At 67.8% G+C, this 24,807-nt stretch carries 28 protein-coding genes; 15 read left to right on the top strand and 13 right to left on the bottom strand.

Annotated features, from left to right (window positions below):
- The first annotated feature begins 117 nt into the window (after positions 1-117).
- Together TY25_RS21505 and TY25_RS21510 are read left to right on the top strand one after the other, a co-directional pair.
- Complete coding sequence (locus TY25_RS21505; RefSeq protein ID WP_042258730.1) at positions 118-891, top strand: AAA family ATPase; 774 nt, start codon at positions 118-120, stop codon at positions 889-891.
- A 103-nt stretch (positions 892-994) separates the two neighbouring features.
- Complete coding sequence (locus TY25_RS21510; protein ID WP_042258732.1) at positions 995-1,279, top strand: hypothetical protein; 285 nt, start codon at positions 995-997, stop codon at positions 1,277-1,279.
- An 85-nt stretch (positions 1,280-1,364) separates the two neighbouring features.
- Here the strand turns inward: TY25_RS21510 and TY25_RS41780 are convergent, their stop codons facing one another.
- The 5 genes from TY25_RS41780 to TY25_RS21535 all read right to left on the bottom strand — a co-directional run bounded on the left by TY25_RS41780 (position 1,365) and on the right by TY25_RS21535 (position 6,354).
- On the bottom strand, positions 1,365-1,661 hold the full coding sequence (locus TY25_RS41780; protein WP_029900819.1) for a hypothetical protein: 297 nt from the start codon (positions 1,659-1,661) through the stop codon (positions 1,365-1,367).
- Positions 1,662-1,819: 158 nt separating this feature from the next.
- Positions 1,820-2,545: an amino acid ABC transporter ATP-binding protein gene (locus tag TY25_RS21520; RefSeq protein ID WP_042258736.1), complete on the bottom strand. Its 726-nt coding sequence runs from the start codon at positions 2,543-2,545 to the stop codon at positions 1,820-1,822.
- Positions 2,546-2,549: 4 nt separating this feature from the next.
- Positions 2,550-4,346 (bottom strand): ABC transporter substrate-binding protein/permease, encoded by a 1,797-nt coding sequence (locus tag TY25_RS21525; RefSeq protein ID WP_042258739.1) that lies wholly within the window; start codon positions 4,344-4,346, stop codon positions 2,550-2,552.
- A 170-nt stretch (positions 4,347-4,516) separates the two neighbouring features.
- Positions 4,517-5,311 carry an LLM class F420-dependent oxidoreductase gene (locus TY25_RS21530; protein ID WP_042258740.1) on the bottom strand — a complete coding sequence of 265 codons (795 nt, stop codon included), beginning with the start codon at positions 5,309-5,311 and terminating at the stop codon, positions 4,517-4,519.
- 104 nt (positions 5,312-5,415) lie between these two features.
- Positions 5,416-6,354: a tellurite resistance/C4-dicarboxylate transporter family protein gene (locus tag TY25_RS21535; protein ID WP_088607089.1), complete on the bottom strand. Its 939-nt coding sequence runs from the start codon at positions 6,352-6,354 to the stop codon at positions 5,416-5,418.
- Positions 6,355-6,615: 261 nt separating this feature from the next.
- Between TY25_RS21535 and TY25_RS21540 the strand changes: the two genes are divergently transcribed.
- Positions 6,616-7,698 (top strand): ABC transporter ATP-binding protein, encoded by a 1,083-nt coding sequence (locus tag TY25_RS21540; RefSeq protein ID WP_042258744.1) that lies wholly within the window; start codon positions 6,616-6,618, stop codon positions 7,696-7,698.
- Positions 7,699-7,811: 113 nt separating this feature from the next.
- Here the strand turns inward: TY25_RS21540 and TY25_RS21545 are convergent, their stop codons facing one another.
- A complete protein-coding gene (locus tag TY25_RS21545; RefSeq protein WP_081868999.1) occupies positions 7,812-8,330 on the bottom strand; it encodes a winged helix-turn-helix transcriptional regulator in 519 nt (172 codons plus the stop codon).
- A gap of 100 nt (positions 8,331-8,430) precedes the next feature.
- Between TY25_RS21545 and TY25_RS21550 the strand changes: the two genes are divergently transcribed.
- Positions 8,431-9,600, top strand: coding sequence for a thiolase family protein (locus TY25_RS21550; protein WP_042258746.1), 1,170 nt, complete (start codon positions 8,431-8,433; stop codon positions 9,598-9,600).
- A gap of 34 nt (positions 9,601-9,634) precedes the next feature.
- Here the strand turns inward: TY25_RS21550 and TY25_RS21555 are convergent, their stop codons facing one another.
- Both TY25_RS21555 and TY25_RS21560 read right to left on the bottom strand, forming a co-directional pair.
- Positions 9,635-9,973: a hypothetical protein gene (locus tag TY25_RS21555; protein ID WP_106387012.1), complete on the bottom strand. Its 339-nt coding sequence runs from the start codon at positions 9,971-9,973 to the stop codon at positions 9,635-9,637.
- Positions 9,974-10,017: 44 nt separating this feature from the next.
- Positions 10,018-10,470: a winged helix-turn-helix transcriptional regulator gene (locus TY25_RS21560; RefSeq protein WP_042258749.1), complete on the bottom strand. Its 453-nt coding sequence runs from the start codon at positions 10,468-10,470 to the stop codon at positions 10,018-10,020.
- 90 nt (positions 10,471-10,560) lie between these two features.
- Here TY25_RS21560 and TY25_RS21565 point away from each other — a divergent pair, with 90 nt between their 5' ends.
- Genes TY25_RS21565 through TY25_RS21575 form a run of 3 tightly spaced genes read left to right on the top strand, consistent with a single transcriptional unit; the run spans position 10,561 to position 11,887 of the window.
- A complete protein-coding gene (locus TY25_RS21565) occupies positions 10,561-11,157 on the top strand; it encodes a dihydrofolate reductase family protein (RefSeq protein ID WP_042258750.1) in 597 nt (198 codons plus the stop codon).
- On the top strand, positions 11,154-11,531 hold the full coding sequence (locus tag TY25_RS21570) for a TIGR03618 family F420-dependent PPOX class oxidoreductase (protein WP_042258752.1): 378 nt from the start codon (positions 11,154-11,156) through the stop codon (positions 11,529-11,531). The genes TY25_RS21565 and TY25_RS21570 overlap by 4 nt, the downstream gene beginning before the upstream one ends.
- A gap of 50 nt (positions 11,532-11,581) precedes the next feature.
- On the top strand, positions 11,582-11,887 hold the full coding sequence (locus tag TY25_RS21575; protein WP_146154115.1) for a hypothetical protein: 306 nt from the start codon (positions 11,582-11,584) through the stop codon (positions 11,885-11,887).
- A 10-nt stretch (positions 11,888-11,897) separates the two neighbouring features.
- Here the strand turns inward: TY25_RS21575 and TY25_RS21580 are convergent, their stop codons facing one another.
- The gene (locus tag TY25_RS21580; RefSeq protein ID WP_042258753.1) at positions 11,898-12,269 is read right to left on the bottom strand and encodes a hypothetical protein; all 372 of its coding nucleotides are present in this window, start codon (positions 12,267-12,269) and stop codon (positions 11,898-11,900) included.
- Positions 12,270-12,359: 90 nt separating this feature from the next.
- Between TY25_RS21580 and TY25_RS21585 the strand changes: the two genes are divergently transcribed.
- On the top strand, positions 12,360-13,337 hold the full coding sequence (locus TY25_RS21585) for an o-succinylbenzoate synthase (protein WP_042258755.1): 978 nt from the start codon (positions 12,360-12,362) through the stop codon (positions 13,335-13,337).
- A 234-nt stretch (positions 13,338-13,571) separates the two neighbouring features.
- On the opposite strand, the gene TY25_RS21590 is transcribed toward TY25_RS21585, so the two are convergent.
- Together TY25_RS21590 and TY25_RS21595 are read right to left on the bottom strand one after the other, a co-directional pair.
- Positions 13,572-14,084: a TIGR04338 family metallohydrolase gene (locus TY25_RS21590; protein ID WP_042258757.1), complete on the bottom strand. Its 513-nt coding sequence runs from the start codon at positions 14,082-14,084 to the stop codon at positions 13,572-13,574.
- A 129-nt stretch (positions 14,085-14,213) separates the two neighbouring features.
- Positions 14,214-15,080: a DUF2786 domain-containing protein gene (locus TY25_RS21595; RefSeq protein WP_226887127.1), complete on the bottom strand. Its 867-nt coding sequence runs from the start codon at positions 15,078-15,080 to the stop codon at positions 14,214-14,216.
- 143 nt (positions 15,081-15,223) lie between these two features.
- Between TY25_RS21595 and TY25_RS21600 the strand changes: the two genes are divergently transcribed.
- From TY25_RS21600 to TY25_RS21625, 6 genes are all read left to right on the top strand, one after another.
- Positions 15,224-16,525, top strand: coding sequence for an ABC transporter substrate-binding protein (locus TY25_RS21600; protein WP_042258758.1), 1,302 nt, complete (start codon positions 15,224-15,226; stop codon positions 16,523-16,525).
- 135 nt (positions 16,526-16,660) lie between these two features.
- Complete coding sequence (locus TY25_RS21605; RefSeq protein WP_042258838.1) at positions 16,661-17,593, top strand: carbohydrate ABC transporter permease; 933 nt, start codon at positions 16,661-16,663, stop codon at positions 17,591-17,593.
- Between the two features lie 115 nt (positions 17,594-17,708).
- Complete coding sequence (locus tag TY25_RS21610; RefSeq protein WP_042258760.1) at positions 17,709-18,590, top strand: carbohydrate ABC transporter permease; 882 nt, start codon at positions 17,709-17,711, stop codon at positions 18,588-18,590.
- Between the two features lie 142 nt (positions 18,591-18,732).
- Positions 18,733-20,991, top strand: a complete 2,259-nt coding sequence (locus TY25_RS21615; protein WP_042258762.1) for a transglycosylase domain-containing protein — start codon at positions 18,733-18,735, stop codon at positions 20,989-20,991.
- Positions 20,992-21,295: 304 nt separating this feature from the next.
- The gene (locus TY25_RS21620; protein ID WP_029900839.1) at positions 21,296-21,754 is read left to right on the top strand and encodes a GyrI-like domain-containing protein; all 459 of its coding nucleotides are present in this window, start codon (positions 21,296-21,298) and stop codon (positions 21,752-21,754) included.
- 9 nt (positions 21,755-21,763) lie between these two features.
- Positions 21,764-22,189, top strand: a complete 426-nt coding sequence (locus TY25_RS21625) for a GyrI-like domain-containing protein (protein WP_014989045.1) — start codon at positions 21,764-21,766, stop codon at positions 22,187-22,189.
- Positions 22,190-22,416: 227 nt separating this feature from the next.
- Here TY25_RS21625 and TY25_RS21630 read toward each other — a convergent pair whose 3' ends face one another.
- Both TY25_RS21630 and TY25_RS21635 read right to left on the bottom strand, forming a co-directional pair.
- A complete protein-coding gene (locus TY25_RS21630) occupies positions 22,417-23,514 on the bottom strand; it encodes an inositol-3-phosphate synthase (RefSeq protein WP_042258765.1) in 1,098 nt (365 codons plus the stop codon).
- Positions 23,507-24,064: a PadR family transcriptional regulator gene (locus TY25_RS21635; RefSeq protein WP_014989047.1), complete on the bottom strand. Its 558-nt coding sequence runs from the start codon at positions 24,062-24,064 to the stop codon at positions 23,507-23,509. The genes TY25_RS21630 and TY25_RS21635 overlap by 8 nt, the downstream gene beginning before the upstream one ends.
- A gap of 170 nt (positions 24,065-24,234) precedes the next feature.
- Here TY25_RS21635 and TY25_RS41785 point away from each other — a divergent pair, with 170 nt between their 5' ends.
- Complete coding sequence (locus tag TY25_RS41785) at positions 24,235-24,654, top strand: DUF5318 domain-containing protein (RefSeq protein ID WP_158439950.1); 420 nt, start codon at positions 24,235-24,237, stop codon at positions 24,652-24,654.
- Positions 24,655-24,807: the final 153 nt, after the last annotated feature.

The following is a 24,807-nucleotide window of genomic DNA, read 5'->3' on the forward strand; positions in this document are numbered from 1 at the left end:
CTCTAGATCCTCCCTCCCGCCCACGTCGCGGCCCAGCGCGTGGCGGCGCGCGTCAGTGGAGCAGCTCGGCGGAACGTACGGTGATGTCGTGGGGACCGGATACTTAGGACGACGCTGGTGACGAGTGACCGTTTCGCATCGCGAGGTGGTTTCATCCGCCGCGTTCTGCTGCATCCGGACGCGGTCACCGACGACTACCCGTTCACGTTGCCGGCCGTGCGGTATCTGGCCGGGTCCCAGGGTTTGCCGTTGCCGCCGGGAGTCACGTTCCTGACGGGGGAGAACGGTTCCGGCAAGTCCACGCTGCTCGAGGCGATCGCGGTTGCGGCCGGATTCAACCCGGAGGGCGGAAGCCGGAACTTCCGGTTCGCCACCCGCGCCACCGAATCGTCGCTGGGTGACCATCTGGTCCTGCAGCGAAGCATCCACAAGCCGCAGAACAGCTTCTTTTTGCGGGCGGAGTCGTACTACAACGTGGCTTCCGAGATCGAGCGGCTCGATCGTGGCGGCGGGCCGCCGCTGCTGCCCGCCTACGGCGGCGTCTCACCGCACGAGCGCTCCCACGGCGAATCGTTCGTCGATCTGGTGCTGCACCGCTTCGGTCCGCGCGGGCTGTATCTGCTGGACGAGCCGGAGGCGGCGCTCTCGGTTCGTGGCTGCCTGGCGGTGCTCGCGCGTTTCGCAGAACTCGCAGCGCAGGGCAGCCAGATCGTCGTGGCCACCCACTCCCCGGTGCTGCTCGCACTCCCGGACGCGACCATCCTCGAGCTCGCCGACGACGGCACGATCAGCACCGTGGACTACGACGACGCACTCCCGGTGCGCCTGACCCGCGACTTCCTCGCCGCCCCAGAAAAGTTCCTGCGCCACCTGCTGCCCGACGGGCGGTAGCCGAGGGAGCGCGGTGCCGGCATCGGCTCGGCGGGGAAACGGCTGTGCGGAACGAGGATCCGCTTGATACGGTGGCCGCAGAGGTTGGGTGGGCTGGGCATCTATGGTTCGAAAGATCGTTGCCGCGAAAGCGCTCGTCTTTCTTGCCCTGGTTTCCGTTTCCACCGCGCTCGCCATGCCGGACGAGCGAGAACCCGCGCGGACCACGGTGCGCATCGAGAACACCGCCGATATCGACTGGGATCTGGTGGTTCGCGCCTTCGATACCGAACGGGCTTGCCGATCCGCCTCGGCGGCCTATCGCCGGACAGGCAACGTGCCGGTATGCCTGCCACACGAGACGAAGACCAGCGGAACCCTGTGGTTACTGCTGGTGTATCACCTGTGACCCGGACACCCCCGCCGCCGTAGCCGAAGCTCGACTCGGCCGAGCCCGCGAGGACCGGGCTCGGCCGGTTCGCGGGCGGGCGAGCTCAGTGTTCGTCGTAGTGGCCGTTGTGGGCGGCGTGGCGGTGGCCGTCGTGCAGGTAGTCGACGTGGTCGCCGTGCTGGACGGACTCGTGGCCGCAGCCTTCGCCGTGCTCGTGGGTGTGGTCGGCGTGCTCGGTGTGGCCCGACGGCTCGCACTCGTCGTAGTGGCCGTCGTGTTCGCGATGCAGGTGACCATCGTGCGCGTAGTCGACGTGGTCGCCGTGCTCGACCGCGGTGTGCCCGCAGCCGGGGCCGTGCGCGTGATCGTGCTCGGTGTGCTGCATATGCGCTGTCGTCATCAGTTCTCCCTCTTTCCCAGCGTGGACAGATGGAACTTGTGATCGCCAACACATTAACATGTGCGCATCAATGAAGGTTGCTGGGGGTGCGCCGGCCCCGCCCGGAACCGTGGCGTCCGACGCGCTGCAGGAACGCGGACGCCACGGCATCGGAGACGTTAGAGCACCTGCGACAGAAATCGCTGTAAGCGTGGCGTCTGCGCGTTGTCGAACAGCGCGTCGGGCGTCCCGGTCTCCACCACCTGGCCCTCGTCCATGAACACCACGCTGTCGGAAACCGTTCGGGCGAAGCCCATTTCGTGGGTCACCACGATCATCGACATACCGCCCGAGGCCAGGTCGGCCATCAGCGCGAGCACACCCTTGACCAGCTCGGGGTCCAGCGCCGAGGTGGCCTCGTCGAAGAACATCACCTCCGGCTTCATCGCGAGCGCGCGGGCGATCGCGACGCGCTGCTGCTGCCCGCCGGACAGGTTCGCCGGCCGCGTGTCGACCTTGTCGGACAACCCGACGATCTCGAGCTGTTCCACCGCGAACGCGCGGGCCGCCTCCTTGGACAACCCGCGCAGCTTGCGCGGGCCGAGCGCGACATTGTCGGCCACGCTCTTGTGCGGGAACAGGTTGAAGTGCTGGAACACCATCCCGATGCGCTGGCGCAGCTTGTCCGGGTCCTCGGTGAGCACCGACTCGCCGTCCAGCAGCACATCACCCTGGTCGGGCTCGTGCAGCCGGTTCAGCACGCGCAGCAGCGTCGATTTGCCCGAGCCGGACGGGCCGATGACCGTGGTGGTCTTGCCCGCGTCGACGTGGATATCGATCCCGCGCAGCACGTGGTTGTGCCCGAGCGTGAGATGCAGTCCGGTACCGGTGAGGGAAGCACTCATGGGTCTACCCGCGCCCTTCCGTGATCGTGGCGGTCTCGACCGGGTCGATCGGCCGGTCCGGCCTGCCGGTGCGCATCCGGCGGTCGATGTAGTTCACCAGGTGGGTGAGCGGGATGGTGAGCAGCAGGTAGACCAGGCCCGCGGCGACCAGCGGGGAAAGGTTTCCGGTCTGCGCGTTCAGGTCCCGGCCGACCGCGAACAGCTCACGCTGGGTGGCGAGCAGGCCGAGGAAGTAGATCAGCGACGAGTCCTTGATCAACGCGATGAACTGGTTCATCAACGCGGGCAGCACCCGCCGCACGCCCTGCGGGATCACCACCAGCGTCATCGCCTGCCGGTAACCGAACCCGATGGCGCGGGCCGCCTCCAGCTGGCCGGCCTCGACGGACTGGATACCGGAGCGGAAGATCTCACCGATGTAGGCCGAGGCCAGCAGGGCCAGTGCGACGGCGCCGAGCCAGTACGGATTGTTCCCGGTCACGTTGCGCGCCACCGGCCCGATGCCCAGGCCGATCAACAGGATGATCACCACCGCGGGCAGGCCGCGGAAGATATCGGTGTACACCCGGGCGGGCCAGCGCAGCCAACGGGTCCGGGAGATGCCCGCCACGGCGAGCAGCATGCCGAGCACGGTGCCCAGCACACCCGAAACCACCGCCAGGATCAGGGTATTCGGCAGGCCGGTCTTGAACAGATCGGGAAAAGCCTTGCGGTACAACGACCAATCGAAGAACGTGTCCTTCAGTTGTTGCAGTGTGGATTTCGGGGCGTTCTGCGCGGTGTCCTCCGGCTGCTGTTGAGCGGCCAGGGCGGCGAAATCGGGGAGCTGCGGCAGCGGCGCGGCTTTGGAGCCCGGCTGCCAGCCCGGCGGCAGTTCGCGCGGCACCCAATCCTGGTAGAGCTTGGCGTAGGTGCCGTCCGCGATCACCGCGTCGAGGCCGCTGTTGAGCGCGTCGATCAGCGGCTGGTTGTGCTTGGCCACCGCGTAGCCGACGAAGTTGTCCAGGCTGAAGGTGTTCTGCGACACCGTCGTTCCGTCGCCGGGCTTGATCGCGCCCTCCGCCTGCGCCGACGGCGCGACCCAGGCGTCGACCTGACCGGACTTCAGATTCGCGTAGGCGGTGTTGTAGTCGGGGAACTTCACCGGATCCAGATGCAGCGTGTTGACCACGAACTCGTCCTGCACCGTGCCCTGCACGACGGCGATCCGGGTGCCGCGGTTCAGGTCCGAGAACCCTTTGATCGCACTGTCGGCCGGCGCGACCAGCGAGAAGTAGCCGAAGTCGTAGCCGTTGGTGAAGCCGACCAGCTGCCTGCGCGCATCGGTGGTGGTGATGTTCGACGAGCCGACGTCGAAGCGCCCGCCCGCCACCTGCGCCAGCAGCCCGGCGAACTCGGTGCCCGAGAATTCCACCTGCAGACCGAGTTTCGCGCCGATCGCGCGCAACAGTTCGTTGTCGAAGCCGGTGAAGGCGCCCGCGCCGTTGACGCAGATGCTCGGCGGCGCGTCGGAGAGCGTGCCGACGCTGAGCTTGCCCGGCGTGATCAAGCCGAGCTTCGAGACGTCGATCGCGGACACCGGCGCGGTGGTCGCGGTGGTGTACTTGTCCGCGCCCGCGGTCTGCGCCGAGGCCAGGTTGGTCGGCGCGGCCGAGGCCGCGCTCACCCCGGGCGGGGAACACAGGTTGCGCTCCGAGGAAGCATCATCGGAGCCGGAACCACACGCCGTGGCCGCGAGACCGACGGCAAGCAATATCACGGCGATCAACGCACGAGACCGCACAGCGGGCAGACCAGCCATGATGGACAACCCTAGCGGCGCGCGGGTTGCTAACCCGCAGCTACCCCGGCGGCGCCCGGAACGGGACAAGTCGGACCAGGACCGCACGGATTCGGATCAGCGTGATCCGAATTCCGGCGCACCAAGGCCGTCCCGGACCGGCAATCGGGCTCCGACCGGGCAGAACCGGCTCAGGCGAGCCCGCTGACCTGTTCCGGGTTCACCTCGTCGCGCCAGCGGATCGCGCGTTCGGCCTCGCTCAGGTCGTAGTCGGGTCCGTCGACGCCGATCGTGAAGGTGGACACACCCGCCGCGACGAAGGCGGGCGCCTGCGCGAGCCCCGGCCACTGCACGGAACGCTCGATCCGCGCGTCGTCGGTGCCGACGGCGCCGCAATGCTCGGCGAGCACCTTGTTCTTGTGCGCGAGTTCGTCCAGACCGGAGAAGCTGTGCCACATGTGCGCGTACTCGGCGACCAGGCGCAACGTCTTACGCTCGCCACCGCCGCCGATGAGGATCGGGATCTCCCGGGTCGGCGCCGGGTTCAACGCCCGCAGCCGGGCGGTGAGCCGCGCCATGTTCTCCTTCAGCAGCGCGAGCCTGCTGCCCGCCGTGCCGAAATCGTAGCCGTATTGGTCGTAGTCCTTCTGGAACCAGCCCGCGCCGATGCCGAGGATGAGCCGGCCGTCGCTGATGTGATCCACCGTGCGCGCCATATCGGCGAGCAGATCCGGGTTGCGGTAGCCGCCGCCGGTGACCAGCGCGCCGATCTCCACCCGTTCGGTCTGTTCGGCGATCGCGCCGAGCATGGTCCAGCACTCGAAGTGCGCGCCCGCGGGATCGCCGGTGAGCGGATAGAAGTGGTCCCAGTTGAAGACGATGTCGATGCCCGCGTCCTCGGCCCGGCGCACGGCGTCGCGGATGAGTCCGTACTTCGGGGCGTGCTGCGGCTTCAGTTGGACTGCGATCCGAACCGGCCGGTTCATCCGTGCGCCCCGATGATTCGCTCACTCATGGCAACGCTCCTCCTCGACGTCGGCGGCACTTCCCCCGATCGAGGCTACCCGCGGCCGGCGGACCGGCGCAGCGTTCAGGCGTGATGCGGCTGGAAGGTGCTGCGGTCGGTGAGCAGGACCGCGAAGGTCAGCACCCAGGCGCCCACCGCCACGACCAGCAGGAGTTCCCCCAGGAGATGCAGCGCCGGCACACCGACGGCGGCGCCGGTGGACAGGGTCGCGACGGCGGTCATGCCCAGCGGGAAGACGGTGGCCCAGCGCCGGATGTCGTAACCGGGGCGCGGGCGCACGATCTCGGCGACCATCAGCACGGCGTAGCCGATCAGGTCGAGGCCAAGCACGAGCAGGGCAACGACGCGCAGCAGTCCGTGCATGCCGCCGGTCAGCTGGTGGGCCGCAACGAGTTTCGACGCGGCCAGGGCCGAGATGGCCAGCGCCCCGGTGGCGATCCACTGATCGCCCGCCCCGGTCCACACCTGTTCGACATCGAAATGCACCAGTGCCCCGATATAGAGCAACAGGCCGAGCGAGAAGAACACCGACGCGGCGAGGATCAGCCAATCGCCTGCCCCGGCGAGCGCCAAGGTACTCGCCAAGACAGCCAGCCCCTGCGTCGAGACGCACACCAGGAAAACGACGCCAGGCATGCGTCGCCGGGTATGCCGCAGCACACCGTGTAACAGCAACGGCCACAACGCCATCGCTGCGACAAGCAGCACCACGGACACATCGGGCAGACCCAGTTGCGCGATCCGGCTGCCGAGCACCGTGGTCGCCGCGACACCGGTCAGCGCGGGCGGAGTATCGGCCTCCGCTATCCAGCGAGAGCGGTTGCGCAGCAACCGCTCCGCGAAATCGAAGACCAGCAGCAGCCAGACGAGCACGGCCAGCGCCAGCAGGACCCAGGACACCACCTCGAATCCGATCAAGTGCAGCCCGATCGACACGATGCCCGTGGCCATCACGAACGACCCCGCCGCGGGCGGTAGTTCACGCCACCATCGCTGTGCCACGCAAGTATCACAACTCGAGCGCTCGCCCCTGGTCAAACAACTGGAGAGCGATCGAGGCCGAGGGGTTGGGACCGCAACAGCGGCAGCGCCCAGCGCTCGATCCCACCAGCGCCCCGCGCTCGATCCCACCAGCGCTGAGCGATCGATTCCGCGCGAACTCGAGCATTTCGAGCAGGAATCGCGCAGAACCAGTAATATCGCGGGTCAACCCTTACTCGGATCGTCCGGCACGTTCCTGCCGGTGATGGGAAGTGATTTCGCATGGCCACAGTGACCTTCGACCGCGCGACGCGGCTGTACCCCGGCTCCACCAAACCCGCCGTCGACCAGTTGAACCTGGAGATCGAAGACGGTGAATTCCTGGTCCTCGTCGGCCCTTCCGGTTGCGGCAAGTCGACCTCGCTGCGCATGCTCGCCGGCTTGGAGGACGTGAGCGACGGGCGCATCCTGATCGGCGCCAACGACGTGACGCACGCCGAACCCAAGGAACGCGATATCGCGATGGTGTTCCAGAACTACGCGCTCTACCCGCATATGACCGTCGCCGAGAACATGGGCTTCGCGCTGAAACTGGCCAAGGTCGCCAAGGCGGAGAAGGACAAGCGCGTGCTCGAGGCGGCGCAGCTGCTCGACCTGGAGCCGTACCTGGACCGCAAGCCCAAGGCCCTGTCCGGTGGTCAGCGCCAGCGCGTCGCGATGGGCCGCGCGATCGTGCGCCAGCCCCAGGTGTTCCTGATGGACGAGCCGCTGTCGAACCTGGACGCGAAACTGCGCGTGCAGACCCGCACCCAGATCGCGCAGCTGCAGCGCCGGCTCGGCACCACCACCGTGTACGTCACGCACGACCAGGTCGAGGCGATGACCATGGGCGATCGCGTCGCGGTGCTGAAAGACGGTCTGCTGCAACAGTGCGCGACCCCGCGCGACCTGTACCAGGATCCGGTCAACGTGTTCGTCGCCGGGTTCATGGGCTCCCCCGCGATGAACCTGTTCACGCTGCCGGTGTCCGGCGGGACCGTGTCGCTCGGCGGCCACGAACTGCCACTGCCCCGTTCGGTGGTCGACGCGGCCGAGGGTTCGGTGTCGGTCGGCATCCGCCCCGAGCACTTCGAACTCAACGGCGCGGGCGGCGGTATCGAGATGGAAGTCGACGTGGTCGAGGAACTCGGCTCCGACGCCTACATCTACGGCCGCACCACCTCGCAGGGCAACGCCGCCGGGGAAACCATTGTGGCGCGGGCAGATTGGCGCAACCCGCCATCGAAGGGCACGCGCGTCCGGCTCTCCACCGACCCAGTACACACGTACTTCTTCTCGGCCGCCGACGGCCGCCGTCTGAACTGAGCCCAACCGCGCCCCCGCGCGCGCAGGTCGATCGTTCCCGCACCACTTCTGCGTTCCCGCACCCGCTCTGGCGTGGCGCAGCGAGTGCGGGAAGACGGAAAGGGTGCGGGAATTCAAGAGCGGCGCGGGGACCGCTTGGCGGCGAGGTAGTCGTCGTTGACGCGGACGCCGAGTTCTTCGAGCGCGATCTCGCGGCCTGATTCGCTGCGGACCTGGACGCGCACGGGTGCGCCCGTGGCTTCTTCGACCAGTAGCAGCGGGGCGGGGCCCGGCTGCAGATACGCGTCGCCCCACTGCATCAGCGCGAGGACGGCCGGGAGCAGGTCGCGGCCCATCTCGGTCAGCACGTATTCGTGGCGGGTGCGTTTGCCCTGCTCCTGATAGGGCTGCTTGGTGAGCAGGCCCGCCGCGGTGAGTTTGCGCAGCTGGCTCGCCGCGGCCGCGTCGGTGATGCCGACGCGCTGCGCGAAGCCGTCGAACCGGGTGGTGCCGTAGTACGCCTCGCGCAGAATCAGGACGGCCGAGCGGGTGCCGACCAGATCCATCGCCTTGGCGATCGAGCAGTCCGTCGTCTGCCACGCGCTCAGATCGGCCAACCGACCTTCCATCACTGCTGCCATGACCGACATCATAGCCGAGCTGACTTGCCTCAACTATTGCCAGGTGTAACCTGACTATGTGTTGATAGAGCCAGGCAGGGTCGCCGGGTTCTCGGACCGGAAAGGTTGCACCATGAGAGACGCGGTGATCGTCGAAGCGGTACGCACCCCGATCGGCAAAGGCAAGCCGAACGGCGCGTTGCACGAGGTCAACGCGGTGGACCTGCTCGCGCACAGCCTGCGCGAGGTGGTCAGCCGCAGCGGCGTCGACCCGGTACTCATCGATGACGTCATCGGCGGCATCGTCACCCAGGTCGGCGAGCAGGGCATGAACATGACCCGGCGGGCCGCGCTCGCCGCCGGCTACCCCGAATCCGTCGCCGCCACCACGGTCGACCGGCAGTGCGGCAGCAGTCAGCAGGCGATCCACTTCGCCGCGCAGGGCGTGCTCGCCGGCGCGTACGACATCGTCGTCGCCGCCGGCGTCGAATCGATGGGCCGAGTTCCCATGGGCGCCAACCTCGTCGGCTCCGACAATGTCTCGGGCGTCGGCTTCGCCGAGCGTTACCCGGAAGGGCTGGTACCGCAGGGGATCAGCGCCGAACTGATCGCCGCCAAATGGGGCCTGAACCGCACACAGCTCGACGAATTCGCCATCGGCAGTCACGAAAAGGCCGCCCTGGCAACGAAGAACGGTCTGTTCACCCGCGAACTCGCGCCGCTCAACGGGCTGCACGCCGACGAGGGCATCCGGGTCGGCAGCACCCTGGACACCCTCGCCGAGCTGCGTCCCGCGTTCTACGACGAGGCCATGGCTGCCCGCTTCCCGCAGATCGGCTGGGCGGTCACCGCGGCGTCCGCGAGCCAGGTCAGCGACGGCAGTGCCGCGGTGCTCATCATGACCAGCGAGCGTGCGAAGCAGCTGGGCCTGCGCCCGCTGGCGCGGCTGCACAGCTTCGCGGTGGCCGGCGACGATCCGCTGCTGATGCTCACCGCTGTCATCCCGTCGACCCGAAAGGTGTTGCAGCGGGCCGGACTTCAGCTCTCCGACATCGACCTGTTCGAGGTCAACGAGGCCTTCTCGCCCGTCGTGCTGGCCTGGGCGCAGGAGACCGGCGCCGACCTCGCCAAGGTCAACGTGCACGGCGGCGCGATCGCCATCGGCCATCCGCTCGGCGCCTCCGGCACCCGCCTGGCCACCACCCTGGTGCACGCCATGCAGGAGCGCGGCGCCCGCTACGGCCTGCAAACCATGTGTGAGGCAGGCGGTTTGTCCAACGCGATGATCCTCGAACGCCTCTGATCGAATCGGCGCCCACCTCGCGGGGTGGGCACCGTCATACCGCGACCAGCACGATCGCGACCAGCAGTCCGGCCACCCACGCCCCGATGATCACCGGCACCGCCACCACGGGGGTCCACCCAACGGGCCTGCGGGCCCGGACCTTTCCCACCATCAGCAGCACTGCCCAGAGCACCGCGCCGACGATCCCCGCGAACGCGACGAACTGCGCGACCGCCAGATAGCGCCGCGCCCCGCCGTCCGCGTCCTCCCACGCCACCACGTCGTAGACCGACACGAATGCCGCCACCACCCAGGCAAAACCGATCACGAACACCGACCCGAGCACCGCCCGCGCGATATCCGCTCCCCACCCCCGCAATTGCGAACTCACCCCTCATTCCTGCCCGCAACGGCGCCGTACCAAACGCGCGACCCTCAGGTTGCCGCGCCGGGCCCGGGTAGCAGGTCGATGTCGGTGGCGCGCATGGGTTCGCCGCAGTGGTCACAGCGGAGCTCCACATCGCTGATCTCGCCGCAGGCGTGGTGACGATAGCGGACCGGCGGGCCGGCCGCCCCCGCGCGCCACCTGTCGCCCCAGCCCTTCATGACCATGAGCACTTCGAACAGTTCGATGCCCTGCTGGGTCAGTACGTATTCGTAGCGTGGGCGCTGGTCGTAGGGCTTGCGCTCGAGGACGCCGTGCTCGACCAGGTGGTTCAGCCGCTCGGTGAGCACCTTGCGGGAGATACCGAGATCGGCCTGGAGCTGATCGAAGCGCGTCATGCCGACGAACACGTCGCGCAGGATCAGCGGCGACCATGCCTCGCCGATGACATCGAGGGTGCGCGCGATGGAACAGGCCATCTCACCGAAGTTCGTCCGCTGCATGACATCAGTCTAGCAATTGGGGTTCCCTTAGGGAACTTTGACTGCTACCGTTCTGAAGTCTCCTGAAGGAACTCAGAAAGGAAGGCGACGATGAGCAAGGTCATCAGCGCTCATTCGGTATCCGTCGACGGATACATCACCGGGCGCGACCCCCGAGCCGGGCACGGACTCGGCGACGGCGGGCTGCTGTTCGACTGGTACTTCGACGGCGACACACCCAGCGCGGTGTTCGATGGTTTCCAGCTGAGCGCGCCGAGCGCCCGGGTCTTCGACGCCGCGGGCGGGCGGGTGGGCGCGATCGTCGCCGGCCGCAACACCTACGAGGACTCGGAACGATTCAACGGCGGCAGTCCGCATCCGAACGCCCGGCTGGTCGTGCTCAGCCATCGGCCGATGCCGGTCAGCGAGCAGCAGATCCTGGTCACGACCGGGATCGAAGACGCGATCGCGGCGGCCCGCGCCGCGGCCGGGGGCGGGGGCGGTGATATCGGGTTGATGGGCGGTGGTGTGCTCGCCGCGGCGTTGCGGGCCGGGCTCGTCGACGAGGTGCTCCTGCACCAGGTTCCGATCCTGCTCGGCGGCGGTCGGCCGTTCTTCCAGTCGCTCCCGGATCACGTGCAGCTGCGGCTGATCGAAGCCGTCCCCGCCCCCGGCGTCACCCACCTGCACTACGAGGTTCAGCGATGATCGACCCCGCCGTCCGCCAGGTACTCGACAGTGCCCCGCACGCGCACCTGGCCACCCTGCTGCCCGACGGTTCACCCCACGCCGTGCCCGTCTACGTCGGCACCGAGGGCGACCACGTCGTCATCTTCACCGGCCCGGACTCCCGCAAGGCCCGCAATTTGCGCCGCGACCCCCGCGTCGCGTTGTCGATGACCCCCGCCGACAACCTCTTTCACCCGGTGATCCTGCGCGGCCGGGTCGTCGAATGGCTCGACGGCGACGCCGCCTGGGCGATCATCGACCGGCTCGCGATCGAATACACGGGCCGGCCTTACTCCCGCGACCTCGACCGCGTCGTCGCCCTGATCGCGCCCGACCACCAGCGCGCGGGGTAAGAGCACTTGGCCCCGTTGAGAGTTCGGGCGTGGTGCAGCAGGATGGGGTGATGACTGTCGCACCCGATGGTGAAGACCTCGCCACCGCGCCGGGTGCCGCGGTGCTGGCGGGAACCGTTCTCGGCGTGGTGATTCTGCTGTGCGTCCGGCTCGGGCGAGTTCCGTTCGCCGGTGCGCTGACCGCTCCCGATCAGCTGGTCGGGATCGTGCTCGGCGGGACACTGCTGGGTGTCTGCCTGCTGATCTGGGCGATCAAGACGCTGTACGTGGTGGGCAGGCAGCGGCAGTGGTCGTGGCGGATCGTCGCGGTGCCGGTGGTCGTATTCGCCGGGCTGGCAGCCGGATCGGTGACGTAATTCGCGAGCGTCACGCAGTGTTGTAGACCTCGTTGGCGAGGGCCGCACCGCTGAAGAACGAGGCCACGATCAGGACCATGGCGAGGACCGGCCAGTACCACATCAGCCAGCGCTTCACGGCGGCGATGATGATCATGACGAAGGAGCCGGCGAGGGCGAGGGCGGTGCCACCCCAGGAAACGACGAAAGCCGCACTCAGATATTCGTCCTTGCAGTTGCGACCGGGTCCACAGGCATCGGCGGCGAAGGCGAAGAAAACGGTGCAGTAGGCGGCGAGCAGGCCGAGCACCGCGGCGGCGCAATACAGGACGACGGTCAGGATCACGTCCCAGGTCCGCTGCTGCGGCTGGGCCGACTGGTAAGCGGCCGGGTAGTAGGTCATGGCTTCAGCATCCTGGGCGCGACCGACGGCGAGTACCGCAAAACTACTCAGGCCGGATGAGGGGATTCCGTGCCGGTTACGCTGGCGGCGATGAGCGATCAAGTGCTGGAGAGCTTCGTCTACGCCATACCGATGCGCACCCGATTCCGCGGTATCACGGTGCGCGAAGGGATGCTGATCCGCGGACCGCTCGGCTGGGGCGAGTTCTGTCCGTTCGTCGAATACGACGACCGGGAAGCGGCCGGGTGGCTGGCGACGGCGCTCGAGCAGGTGAGCGCCGGATGGCCGGAGCCGGTCCGCGACCGGATCCCGATCAACTGCACGGTGCCCGCGGTGGACGCGGAGCGCGCACACGCGATCGTCGCGGGATCGGGCTGCGGCACGGCGAAGGTGAAGATCGCGGACCATCCCGATTCGCTGAGCGAAGATCTGGCCCGGGTCGAGGCGGTGCGAGACGCCCTGGGTCCGGCCGGGGCGATCCGGGTCGACGCCAACGCGGTGTGGGAGGTCGAGACCGCGGTCGCGCACATCACCCGAATCGACCGGGCCGCAGGCGGTTTGGAGTATGTCGAGCAACCGTGCCGGACGATCGAGGAGTTGGCGGCGGTGCGCGCACGCGTCGACGTCCGGATCGCCGCGGACGAATCGATCCGGCGCGCGGACGACCCGCTGCGCGTCGCGGTCGCCGGAGCCGCCGATATCGCGGTACTCAAATGCACGCCCCTGGGCGGGGTCCGGCGCGCACTGCGGGTAGCCGAGGCCGCCGGACTACCCTGCGTGATCTCCTCGGCACTGGAAACCAGCGTCGGCCTGGCCGCTCAACTGGCCCTCGCCGGCGCTCTGCCCGAACTCGACTTCGCCTGTGGACTGGGCACGTTGTCCCTGCTCACCGGCGACACAGTGCGAGATTCGCTACGCCCTGCCGACGGCTACCTCCCCGTCCCCCGTACCGCCCCCCAACCCGATCCGGCCCTGCTCGAGCAATACCGCCAACGCGACCCCGAACGAGTCGCCTGGTGGGAAAACCGCCTCGCGCGCACCCTCCAATTGATCCCAGCCGCAACCTGATTCGCCACCACCCCCGGTCACGGCGGCTACCCGAAGGGTCGTGGCCTCCCCCATAGTTCGCGGCCTAGCCCCAGACGTGCGCCGACCCAGCGGCGCCCAGAACTGACCCAGCACTGCCGCGGGGCGGCAGGGCGCGTGCACGCCGCCGAGGTCACTTCGCTCTGGCGCCTGGGTTCAGCGGGGTGCGCCGCAGGGCGCCGGGAAGGCGCGCTCGCTGGGGCGCACCGGAGTTGGTCAACCCAGGCGTACGCCGCAGCCCAGCATTGTGGCGCGGAGGATCAGGGCTGCTTCGGGGCCGATGATGCCGTCTACCAATTCCAGGTAGCGGGTGCAGAATTCGGGGCCGTGGGGGGCGACCTTCTCGGGCGCGGATTCCAGGTGGTGGGCGAGTTCGTGCAGGACGACGAGTTCGCGCAGCGCCCAGGCGGTTCCGCCGGTGTGCAGCGGGACGGCGAGCACGGCGTCGGCGGACTCGTAGTGGGCGGCGGTGGCGCCCGACCTGGCGCGCACCCGCACCGGTACGTCGGCGCGATCCCAGTGCGCCCGAACCCAATTCAGGGCGAGCACCTTGTCCGCGTAGGTCTGCACCGAGTCCACCGAGGCGAAACGGCGTTCGATCGGCAGGGTGATGTGCGAGCCGTAGAGTTCGACGGTGCGATTGCCGTGCTCGTCGGCACGATCGAAGACCCCGCGCACCAGTTGCTCCGCGTCGTACACCTTGGCGCGCTGGGTATCTCGCGCACTCACGACGGGTCTCCTGGCGAGTACGTTCTCGGCCCGAACCCACTGTGGCTCAGGTCACTCAGCTGACACACGCTCACGAGCATCGTCCTACGTACCCGAATGCGCGACCCGGGCGGGAAATCCGCGGCGCACTCACTCCGATCCGTCGCCCCCGCCGCGTGCCTTCCGCGTGGTCAATTGTCCGCGCACCGCACCGAGTTCGGGTGAGGTGCCCAAGCGGGCGGCTTTGCCCGCGCGGTCCCCCGCGCGCCGCGCCGCCGCGGAATGCCCGGCCGAGGCCTGCGGTCCACGCCAGGTGCCGCGGGCCTCGGAGGTGCGGGCGTAGAAGTCGGTGAGCTCGATTTCCTTGTTGCGCAAGGCGAGCGCGGTGCCGGTGGCGGGTGCGTCGGCGGGCACCACCTCGGCTTCGACCTCGGCCTTCACCGCGGCGAGCCGCTGCCCGATCCGCGCCGCGAACGCCATCTGGAAATTCAGGCGCGCCGTCACGCCCGCGACCGGCGCCTGCACCCGGCGTTGCACCTTTCGCCCCCAGCGCTTTTCGGTGACCACCTTCTCCACGGTCGCCGAACGGTACTGCCCCGACTTGATGTACTGATCCGACGCGCGGACCATCTGGACGAGCAGACTCGCGTACAACGCCTCGCAGGTGTCGATGTCGGAGTCGAAACCGTAGGCGTACACCTGGGTCGAGGTGCGAGCGACATCGCAGCGCACATCGTTGGCGGACGCGATCGCGACGAAGAGTTGCACGTACGTGCGCAATCCGCGCTTGCCCGGCTCACCGATCGGGATCATCCGCTGGATCGGCGCCGGCCTGCGTTCGCGCCCCGCGACGTGCGCACGCGCCACCGTGAGGTCGATGGACGAGCGGGTCGCGAGGCGTTGCGCCGCGGCGAGGAACGCCTCGGCCTCGTGTTCGTTGTCGGTGGACTCGGCCTGGCGCAGCAGTCCGCCGATGCGTGTCAGCATCCGTTCGGGAACCGGGTTCGGCGATGTCATCACCTGCGAGCTTAGGCGGCGGGACGCGGCGATGTAGCGAGGACTTCCCGCCACATTCCCCCGAGTAACTCCCACACCATGTATCTTGCGTTGTGCAACCGGCAGGGTGTGCTAATGCTCACGATCGATCTGGAGTGTCCGCGATGGCTGTGAAAAAGGTGTCGTCCCTACGTACGTCGCTCGTACCGAAGGCCGCGGTCGCGGCCGTCTCGGTCGCGCTGCTGACGGCGACGTTCACCAGCGCCTGCTCCAGTGACAGCGGCGGCAGCCCGACCAGCCAGAACCTGACCGGGCGCGGCCCGATCACCTATGTCGAGGGCAAGGACACCACCGAGACCGGTGCGGTCAAGCAGCTCATCGAGCGCTGGAACGCCGCGCACCCGGACGAGCAGGTGACGTTCAAGGAACAGTCCAACGATGCCTCGCAGCAGTACGACGACCTGGTCGAGCACATGCGCTCCAAGCAGTCCAACTACGACGTGGTCGCCCTCGACGTGCCCTGGACCGCCGAGTTCGCCGCGAAGGGCTGGATCCAGCCGCTGAAGGACGCCTTCGCCATCGACACCTCCGCGCTGCTCTCCCCGCCGGTCGCCAGCGCCACCTACAACAACACCCTGTACGCGGCCCCGCGAAACACCAACGGCGGCTTGCTGTTCTACCGCAAGGACCTGGTGCCGAACGCACCGAAGACCTGGACCGAGCTGCTCGCCCAGTGCCCGCTGGCCAAGGAGCAGAACATCGGCTGCTACGCCGGTCAGTTCGCGCCGTACGAGGGCCTGACGGTGAACACCGCCGAGGTGATCAACGCCTACGGCGGCAGTTTCGTCGGCGCCGACGGCAAGACCCCGACGGTGAACAGCCCGCAGTCCCGGGCCGGGCTCAAGGTGCTGGTCGACGCCTACAAGAACGGCGACATCCCGCCGGAGGCCATCTCCTTCAAGGAGCCGGAGAGCAGCAACGCGTTCGCGCAGGGCAAGCTCATGTTCCTGCGTTCGTGGCCGTCCACCTACGGTGACGTCGGCGGCGAATCGTCCGCGGTGAAGGACAAGTTCGCGGTCGCCCCGCTGCCCGGTGAGAACGGTGTCGGCGCGTCCACGCTCGGCGGTTACAACGCGGCGATCAGCGCCTACTCCAAGAACAAGGCCACCGCGCTCGACTTCCTGCGCTTCCTGATCAGCGAGGACGCCCAGCACATCGTCGCCTCCGGCGCGCTGCCCTCGGTGCGCGCGTCGATGTACGACGACCCGGCCCTGATCGCGAAGATGCCGTACCTGCCCGCGCTCAAGGATTCCATCGCCAGCGCGGTGCCGCGCCCGGTCACGCCGTTCTATCCCGCGGTGTCGAAGGCCATCCAGGAAAACGCCTATGCTGCGCTGAAGCAGACCAAGTCGGTCGACGACGCGATCACCGGCATGCAGAAGGGCATCGAGACCGCGGGATCGTAGGCGGAAGCGCAACGGACCCGACGAGACCCGTAGGAGAGAGAAACGGTGTCGGATCCTTCGGGAGCGGCCAGCACTGTGTCGAGTGAGGATTTCCTGCCACGCAAGCGTGGCCTCGGCGAAACCCTGGCATTGGAAATGCGGCGCTCCGGTAAAGCCTGGCTGTTCGTCTCGCCGGTCCTGCTGGCGCTGGCGGTGGTCATCGGCTATCCGGTGGTGCGCGCGCTGTGGATGTCGTTCCAGAAGGATTCGGGGCTGGACCCGGCGACGGGCATGTTCACCGAGGGTGGCAGCGCCGGCTTCTCGAACTACACGCACTGGCTGCTGCAACAGTGCCAGGCGGGCGGCGAGACGGTCAGCTGTCCCACCGGCAACCTCGGCTCGCAGTTCTGGCTGGCCATCGGCGTCACGCTGTTCTTCACGGTGGTCACGGTGACGCTGGAGGCCACGCTCGGCCTCGGCTTCGCCATGGTGATGGGCAAGACGTTCCGCGGCCGCGCCCTGCTGCGCGCCGCGGTGCTGATCCCGTGGGCGATCCCCACTGCGGTCACGGCGCGGCTGTGGGAGTTCATGTTCCAGTACGACGGCGTGGTGAACCGGGTGTTCGGCACCCATATCCTGTGGACCTCCGACGCCTGGGCCGCCCGGTTCGCCGTCATCGCCGCCGACGTGTGGAAGACCACGCCGTTCATGGCGCTGCTGCTGCTGGCGGGCCTGCAGGTGATCCCGGCCGACGTGTACGAGGCGGCCCGGGTCGACGGCGCGACCGCCTGGCAGCGCTTCACCCAGATCACCTTGCCGCTGCTGCGCCCGGCCCTGCTCGTCGCGGTGCTGTTCCGCACCATGGATGCGCTGCGCATGTACGACCTGCCCGCGATCATGACGCTGAACAACCCGTCCACCCGGGTGCTGTCGATCCTGGTGGTCGACCAGGTCCGGCAGGGCCCCAACAGCGCGGCCGCGCTGTCGACGATCACCTTCCTGCTGATCTTCGCGGTGGCCTTCGTGCTGGTGAAGGTCTTGGGCGCCAACGCCGTCCGGACCCAAGAGGAACAGCGGGAGGCGGGGTGAGCAGGACGACACCTTGCTGGCGCTCGGCTTTCGTCCTGCCCACCAGACGCTGGTCCGCCACCGGAGGCGCTCCGCTTCTCCGGTCGACCTATACCTACCCGGGCACGGTGCACCCATGACTACGACGAATCCTTTGAATACTCGCCCGCCACAGTCGGTTCCGTGGACGCACCGGCTCAAGTCGGTGCGGCTGTACGCCGGTGTGTTCATCGTGCTGGTGTGGGGGCTCGGGCCGTTCTACTGGATGGCCGTGACCGCGTTCCGCGACCCGGACTACACCTTCGACAGCACCCCGTGGCCCACGCACGTCACGCTGGAGAACTTCCGCAACGCCTTCGACACCAGCCGCGGCAACAACTTCGGCCGAGCGTTGATCAACAGTGTGGTCATCGGCTCGATCACCACGGTGATCGCGCTGCTGATCGGCGTAATGGCGGCGTACGCGCTGGCGCGGCTCACCTTCCGCGGCAAGTACCTGGTGTCGGGCCTGATCCTGAGCGCCTCGATGTTCCCGGTGGTGGTGCTGGTGACACCGCTGTTCCAGCTGTTCACCAACATCGGCTGGATCGGTGAATACCAGGCGATGATCATCCCGAACATCTCGTTCGTGCTGCCGATGACCGTCTACATCCTGGCTTCCTTCTTCACCGAATTGCCGTGGGAGCTCGAAGAAGCCGCGCGGATCGACGGCGCGACGAAGATGCAGGCCTTCCGCCTGGTGATGCTGCCGCTGGCCGCGCCCGCGGTGTTCACCACCGCGATCCTCGCGTTCATCGCGGCGGTCAACGAATACCTGCTGGCCCGGCTGCTCTCCTCGGACAAGACCGAGCCGGTGACCGTCGCGGTCGCCCGGTTCTCCGGGAACAACCCGCTGGTGGAGCCCTACGCGGCGATCATGGCGGCGGGCACGATGGTGTCCATTCCACTGGTGCTCATGGTGCTGCTGTTCCAGCGCCGGATCATCTCCGGCCTCACTGCCGGTGGCGTCAAGAGCTAGCTCACGCGCAGCATCCGGGTGCGCCGCAACGGCCCGGTGATAGCATCGCGGGTCACCCACGGCACGAGTACAGTCGTGCCGTGGGGGCACATTTCCGATCGTTGTTCGTGCAGGTGAGTTTCGACCGACGCTCCGGGAGGAGATGATCGTGGGCTCGATTCGCAGGCGGAAAGCGCGGCGCGGCACTGATTCCGCGCCCTACTCCTCCATCGCGGGCTTCAACGAGCTGACCTCACCGGCCGCCCGCGCGAAGCGGCGCGCGCACGCGGCGAAGGACCGGCCACCGGCCACACCGAAACCCACCCCGGATCCGAATCGCCCGCCGCGCACCAGGGCGGAGCGGTTCCGCCGGCTCGTGCTCGCGCTGTTCATCATCTTCGGCGTGGTGCCGCTGCTGCTCTCGGTGCTCGTCTACTGGAGCGCCGAGATCCCCGATCCCAGTTCGGTGCAGACCAACCAGATCGCCACCATCCTGGCCGCCGACAGCAGCACGGTGATCGCCAAAGTCGTGCCGCCGAACGGGAATCGGACGCCGATCCCGCTGGCCGAGGTGCCACAGTCGACCCGCGACGCGATGCTGTCCGCGGAGGACCGCAACTTCTACAGCAACCCCGGCTACTCGACCTCCGGCTTCCTGCGCGCCGCCCGGGACAACCTGCTCGGCCGCGACGACGCGGGCGGCGGCTCCACCATCACCCAGCAGTATGTGAAGAACGCCTTCCTCGGTTCCGAGCGCACGCTCACCAGGAAGATGCGCGAGCTGATCATCGCGGCCAAGATGGCGCGCCAGTGGAGCAAGGACGACATCCTTGCCGCCTACCTCAACACCATCTACTACGGGCGCGGCTCGTACGGGATCGCGGCCGCGACCAAGGCGTACTTCAACAAGCCGGTGAATCAGCTGACCCTGGCCGAGGGCGCGGTGCTCGCCGCGCTCGTGCGCACCCCGTCCATCCTCGACCCGGAAACCCATCTGCCCGAGCTGACCGCGCGCTGGCAGTACGTGCTCGACGGCATGGTCGAGATGGGCGTGCTCGCGCCGGGCACCCGCGACGCCACGACGTTCCCGGCGATCATCCCGCTCAACGAGATTCCCGACGAGAACGTGGCCCGTGGTCCCGAGGGGCTGATCCGCGCCCAGGTGGTGCGGGAGTTGCGCTCCTCCGGGATCAGCGAGCACGAATTGAACACCGGGGCTTTGCAGATCACCACGACGATCGACGCCAAGGCGCAGCAGGCGGTGCTCGGCGCGGTACAGGATCGGCTGGCCGGTCAGCCGCCGGAACTGCGCGCGGCGGTGGTGTCGATCGATCCGCGGTCCGGCGCGGTGCGCGCCTACTTCGGCGGATTCGACGGCATCGGCTACGACTTCGCCCAGGCGCCGCTGCAGACCGGCTCGGCGTTCAAACCGTTCGCGGCGATCGCCGCGCAGCAGCAGAGCGTCCCGCTGACCCGGCTGCTGGACAGTTCCCCGGTCACCGACCGCGGCACGAAGATCACCAACGTGGACGGCGAATCGTGCGGCAAATGCACCATGGCCGAGGCGCTCAAACGGTCGCTGAACACCAGCTTCTACCGGCTCACCATGTCGATGTTCGACGGACCGAAGGCGATCGCCGACGCGGCGCACGCGGCGGGCATCCCGGAGGAGATCCCCGGGGTGGCCGGAAAGACGCTCACCGAGGACGGCGGGCGGCCGTTGAACGGAATCGTGTTGGGGCAGTATCTCGTTCGTCCCATCGATATGGCCTCGGCCTATGGCACCATCGGTGCGTCCGGTGTTTATCACCAGCCGTACTTCGTGCAGCGGGTGGTGACCGGTGACGGACGGGTGCTGCTGGACCGCGGTGCTCCGGAACAGCAGATCGGCAAACAGATGCCCGCAGGGCAACAGCGCATACCGAAGGCGATCGCCGACAAGACCACGCAGGCGATGACGCCGATCGCCGCGTACTCCAACGGCCACGCCCTCGCCGGTGGCCGGCCGTCCGCGGCCAAGACCGGCACCACCCAGCTCGGCGAGTCCGCGGACAACAAGGACGCGTGGATGATCGGGTTCACCCCGTCGCTGTCCACCGCCGTCTGGATCGGGACCGAACAGTCCCAGCCCATCCACACCGCCCGCGGGTCGGACATCTACGGCTCCGGCCTGCCCGCAGACATCTGGAAGCAGGTGATGGACAACGCGCTCGACGGCACGCCGGTCGAGCAGTTCCCCGCCGTGGACGGGCCCGGCCCGGCCGCGACCCCCAACGCGAACAAGCCCTCCGGCGGCACCTACGACATCCTGGACCCGCCGACGGGCGCCCCGCGTGAGCCGGTCGTCATCATCCCGCCCGCCCCGCAGCCGCCCAAGGAAGTGGAGATCTTTCCCGGGCTGAGCATTCCGGTCCCGGGATAGCGATGATGCTGTGACCTTCGTGCACCCGGGGGAACGGTTGGCATGGCAGCATCGTTTGCCAGAGTGAGAGCGAACAGGGACTGTGTCGGAACAGGCCGACGCCGGAGTCCCGGGATCGATGCGGAAGGATAAGCGCTCGAACGACGACACAGCGGTGTGAGCGACAGGCCCGGAGGCGGCGACTTGCCTGACCACGATGGGCTTCGAAACGGAACACAGCGACCCGCGAACCGGCCCGGAGGCGCACCACGAAGGGCCAGGGAGCGCCGCAATTGGAGACAGACGAGACATAGGGGCTACGCCGGTGGATTTCAATGTCGTTGACCAACCCGAGACGCTGGTGGCGGGCACGGTACTGCGCAGCCCGGCGCTCGCGGTCGAGGGGCCGCGCCGCGCGAAAGTCGAAGAGGCGTGGAAGCGCAATCTGGCGCGCCAGCTGCCCGGACCGCCGACGACCGCGTACGTCGACCACGCGCCGGAGATCAATTCGTATCTGACCCACATCGTGGGTTATCGCTGCCGCAGCCTCGACGACTTATTGCCCGGCGACGTACTGGCACGGGTTCCCGCGGGACGGTTCGCGCGGTTCATCGCCAGCGGTGACAACCTCGGCGACACCATCGTCTACATCTGGCGTTCGGTGTGGGATGCCGAGGCCGCGGGCCGTTTCGTGCGGTCCTATACCGGCGATTGGGAGCATTATCCCGACGCGCGCACGGTCGAAGTCTTCGTAGCGCTGGCAGACGATCAGGTCGACGGGTAGGAACAGACTGTGGACTTCGAGATTGTCACGTTGGACGAGAGCCTGGTCGCCGGATTGACCGTCCCGCTGGCCGGGCGTGAGGTGACCGCCCGCGACCTCGACCTGGTGAACTTCACCTGGGACCGCTACCTCGCGCGGGAAAAGAACGTGCCGCGGGTGGCCGCCTACATCGGCCAGAACGATCACGCCGTCGCGGTGCTCGGTTACGAGATCACCGGCATGGCCGAGATGGACGCCGGCGACGTGCTCACCCGCGTCCCGCAGGGCCGCTACGCCAAGTTCGTCGTCTCCGACAAGCCCTACGACCTGCTCCGCACCGCCTGGGCCCAGGTCCGCAAAGCCGAAAGCGCCGGCACCATCACCCGCTCCCACACCGCCGAGCTAGAGCGCTACACCGGCCCCACCTCCGTAGAGGTCTACGTCTCCCTCGACTGAATCAACCCACCGCACCGAGTCCCGAAAACCGAAGCCGCCCGGAGGAGTACCTCCGGGCGGCTCGTGCATCGATAACCTTGCCCACACAGTGCGAGCCCGACGAGCACGTTCATGGCCCGTCTCGCGTCCGAGTGGACGAAGCGCACGCGCCGCAGGCGCAAGTCTCGTCCGCTCGGACGCGAGACACCAAGGGGCCATGAACACGCCGCGGCCACGCGGCAGACAACTCAGGCCTCGATGATGAAGGCTTCCAGTTGGGCGCGGGCGATGTCGTCGGCCAGCTGCTTCGGGGGGGACTTCATCAGGTAGGCCGAGGCCGGGATGACGGGGCCGCCGATGCCGCGGTCCTTGGCGATCTTCGCGGCGCGCACCGCGTCGATGATGATGCCCGCCGAGTTCGGCGAATCCCACACCTCGAGCTTGTACTCCAGGTTCAGCGGCACGTCGCCGAAGGCACGGCCCTCGAGCCGGACGTAGGCCCACTTGCGGTCGTCGAGCCAGCCGACGTGATCGGACGGGCCGATGTGCACGTCGTTGGCGCCGAGCTCCTTCTTCAGGTTGCTGGTGACGGCCTGGGTCTTGGAGATCTTCTTGGACTCCAGGCGCTCGCGCTCGAGCATGTTCTTGAAGTCCATGTTGCCGCCGACGTTCAGCTGCATGGTGCGGTCGAGCTGCACACCGCGATCCTCGAACAGCTTCGCCATGACGCGGTGCGTGATGGTCGCGCCGACCTGGCTCTTGATGTCGTCACCGACGATGGGCACGCCCGCCTTGGTGAACTTCTCGGCCCATTCCGGGTCGGAGGCGATGAACACCGGCAGCGCGTTGACGAACGCGACGCCGGCGTCGATGGCGCACTGCGCGTAGAACTTGTCCGCCTCTTCCGAGCCGACCGGCAGGTACGACACCAGAACGTCGACCTTGTTGTCCTTCAGCACCTTGACCACATCGACCGGCTCGGCTTCGGACAGCTCGATGGTCTCGGCGTAGTACTTGCCGATGCCGTCCAGGGTCGGACCCCGCTGCACCACCACGTCGCTCGGCGGCACATCGGAGATCTTGATCGTGTTGTTCTCGCTGGCGAAGATCGCCTCGGCGAGGTCGAAGCCGACCTTCTTGGCGTCCACGTCGAACGCGGCGACGAATTTCACGTCGCGGACGTGGTACTTGCCGAACTTGACGTGCATGAGGCCGGGCACGGTCGCGGTCTCGTCCGCGTCCTTGTAGTACTGCACACCCTGGACCAGCGAGGAGGCGCAGTTGCCCACACCCACGATGGCGACGCGTACTTCGGTGGCGTTGTCAGCCTTCTGTGCTTCACTCATGGCCGATATTTCCCTCTTTCTGTGGTGCCGCCTTCGTCGATTGCTCCGCCGCAATCAACTCGTTGAGCCAGCGCACTTCGCGCTCGCTTGATTCGAGTCCGAGCTGATGGAGCTGGCGGGTGTAGCGATCGAGCGACCCGCTGGCCCGCTTGATCGCCTCCCGCAGCCCTTCTCGGCGCTCTTCGACCTGGCGCCGCCTGCCCTCCAGAATCCGCATCCGCGCTTCCGCGGGGGTGCGGCTGAAAAAGGCGAGGTGCACGCCGAAGCCGTCGTCTGTGTAGTTCTGCGGTCCGGTGTCGGCCAGCAGTTCGCTGAACCGCTCCCGGCCCGCAGGCGTCAGTTGGTAGACCCGGCGCGCACGGCGCGCGACCACGCCCGCCGGGATCTCCTCCGCGATCAACCCGTCGGACTGCATGCGGCGCAGCGTGGGGTAGAGCGACCCGTAGGAGAAGGCACGAAACGCGCCGAGCAGGCCGGTCAGCCGCTTGCGCAGCTCGTAGCCGTGCATGGGCGATTCGAGGAGCAGCCCGAGGATTGCCAGCTCGAGCACCGGGCTTCACCTCCCTGACTTTGTACAGACCTAACTGATGGATGCGACTCCTAACTATATCGGAGCGATATAACCGTGCACAGCCCCGCTCGATATAACCCGCGATCTACCGGCTTTCTCATACCCCTGAGCCGGGGCACCCCCTCGGCAACACCGCTACTCTGGTTCTCGTGCGAATCCAGCGGCAAGTGGTCGACTACGCCCTCCGGCGGCGATCTCTGCTGGCCGACGTGTATGCGGGCCGTGTCGATGTCGCCGAGGTATGTGATGCGAATCCCTATCTCCTGCGTGCGGCGAAGTTCCATGGTCGGGGGAGCGAGGTCACATGCCCGATCTGCCGGAAAGAACAGCTCACGCTTGTATCTTGGGTCTACGGCGACGGCCTGGGACCGATGGCGGGTTCGGCTCGCACCCCGGAGGAGCTGGCGCGTCTCGATGAGACTCGCGAAGAGTTCTCGGTCCATGTCGTCGAGGTATGCCGGTCCTGCAGCTGGAATCATCTGGTGCAGTCCTATGTGCTCGGCACCGCGCCGGCGCCTACGCGCCGCCGCACCGGGACCCGAGCCAACCGGCGTACCGCAGCCGAATGAAGTGCCTGGTCATCTGCCCGTCGGGTGACTCGCGGAGCCGAAACGGGTCCGCCGCGGTCCGCGTGACCGCACCGAGCCACCAGCAACGTCACGAGTTATGGAGATCTTGTCAGTGAATTCGCCCTACGAGACTTCCCCCTACGGCGATGACCC

This window comes from Nocardia brasiliensis NBRC 14402, assembly GCF_000308475.2.
Classification (GTDB): Bacteria; Actinomycetota; Actinomycetes; order Mycobacteriales; family Mycobacteriaceae; genus Nocardia; species Nocardia brasiliensis.

Excerpts from the sequence above, each read along its gene's own strand:
- TY25_RS21510 (WP_042258732.1), top strand. The coding sequence starts at position 995 with ATGGTTCGAAAGATCGTTGCCGCGAAAGCGCTCGTCTTTCTTGCCCTG.
- TY25_RS41780 (WP_029900819.1), bottom strand. The coding sequence starts at position 1,661 with ATGACGACAGCGCATATGCAGCACACCGAGCACGATCACGCGCACGGC.
- TY25_RS21520 (WP_042258736.1), bottom strand. The coding sequence starts at position 2,545 with ATGAGTGCTTCCCTCACCGGTACCGGACTGCATCTCACGCTCGGGCAC.
- TY25_RS21525 (WP_042258739.1), bottom strand. The coding sequence starts at position 4,346 with ATGGCTGGTCTGCCCGCTGTGCGGTCTCGTGCGTTGATCGCCGTGATA.
- TY25_RS21530 (WP_042258740.1), bottom strand. The coding sequence starts at position 5,311 with ATGAACCGGCCGGTTCGGATCGCAGTCCAACTGAAGCCGCAGCACGCC.
- TY25_RS21540 (WP_042258744.1), top strand. The coding sequence starts at position 6,616 with ATGGCCACAGTGACCTTCGACCGCGCGACGCGGCTGTACCCCGGCTCC.
- TY25_RS21545 (WP_081868999.1), bottom strand. The coding sequence starts at position 8,330 with ATGATGTCGGTCATGGCAGCAGTGATGGAAGGTCGGTTGGCCGATCTG.
- TY25_RS21550 (WP_042258746.1), top strand. The coding sequence starts at position 8,431 with ATGAGAGACGCGGTGATCGTCGAAGCGGTACGCACCCCGATCGGCAAA.
- TY25_RS21560 (WP_042258749.1), bottom strand. The coding sequence starts at position 10,470 with ATGCAGCGGACGAACTTCGGTGAGATGGCCTGTTCCATCGCGCGCACC.
- TY25_RS21565 (WP_042258750.1), top strand. The coding sequence starts at position 10,561 with ATGAGCAAGGTCATCAGCGCTCATTCGGTATCCGTCGACGGATACATC.
- TY25_RS21570 (WP_042258752.1), top strand. The coding sequence starts at position 11,154 with ATGATCGACCCCGCCGTCCGCCAGGTACTCGACAGTGCCCCGCACGCG.
- TY25_RS21575 (WP_146154115.1), top strand. The coding sequence starts at position 11,582 with ATGACTGTCGCACCCGATGGTGAAGACCTCGCCACCGCGCCGGGTGCC.
- TY25_RS21580 (WP_042258753.1), bottom strand. The coding sequence starts at position 12,269 with ATGACCTACTACCCGGCCGCTTACCAGTCGGCCCAGCCGCAGCAGCGG.
- TY25_RS21585 (WP_042258755.1), top strand. The coding sequence starts at position 12,360 with ATGAGCGATCAAGTGCTGGAGAGCTTCGTCTACGCCATACCGATGCGC.
- TY25_RS21595 (WP_226887127.1), bottom strand. The coding sequence starts at position 15,080 with ATGACATCGCCGAACCCGGTTCCCGAACGGATGCTGACACGCATCGGC.
- TY25_RS21600 (WP_042258758.1), top strand. The coding sequence starts at position 15,224 with ATGGCTGTGAAAAAGGTGTCGTCCCTACGTACGTCGCTCGTACCGAAG.
- TY25_RS21605 (WP_042258838.1), top strand. The coding sequence starts at position 16,661 with ATGCGGCGCTCCGGTAAAGCCTGGCTGTTCGTCTCGCCGGTCCTGCTG.
- TY25_RS21610 (WP_042258760.1), top strand. The coding sequence starts at position 17,709 with ATGACTACGACGAATCCTTTGAATACTCGCCCGCCACAGTCGGTTCCG.
- TY25_RS21615 (WP_042258762.1), top strand. The coding sequence starts at position 18,733 with ATGATCGTGGGCTCGATTCGCAGGCGGAAAGCGCGGCGCGGCACTGAT.
- TY25_RS21630 (WP_042258765.1), bottom strand. The coding sequence starts at position 23,514 with ATGAGTGAAGCACAGAAGGCTGACAACGCCACCGAAGTACGCGTCGCC.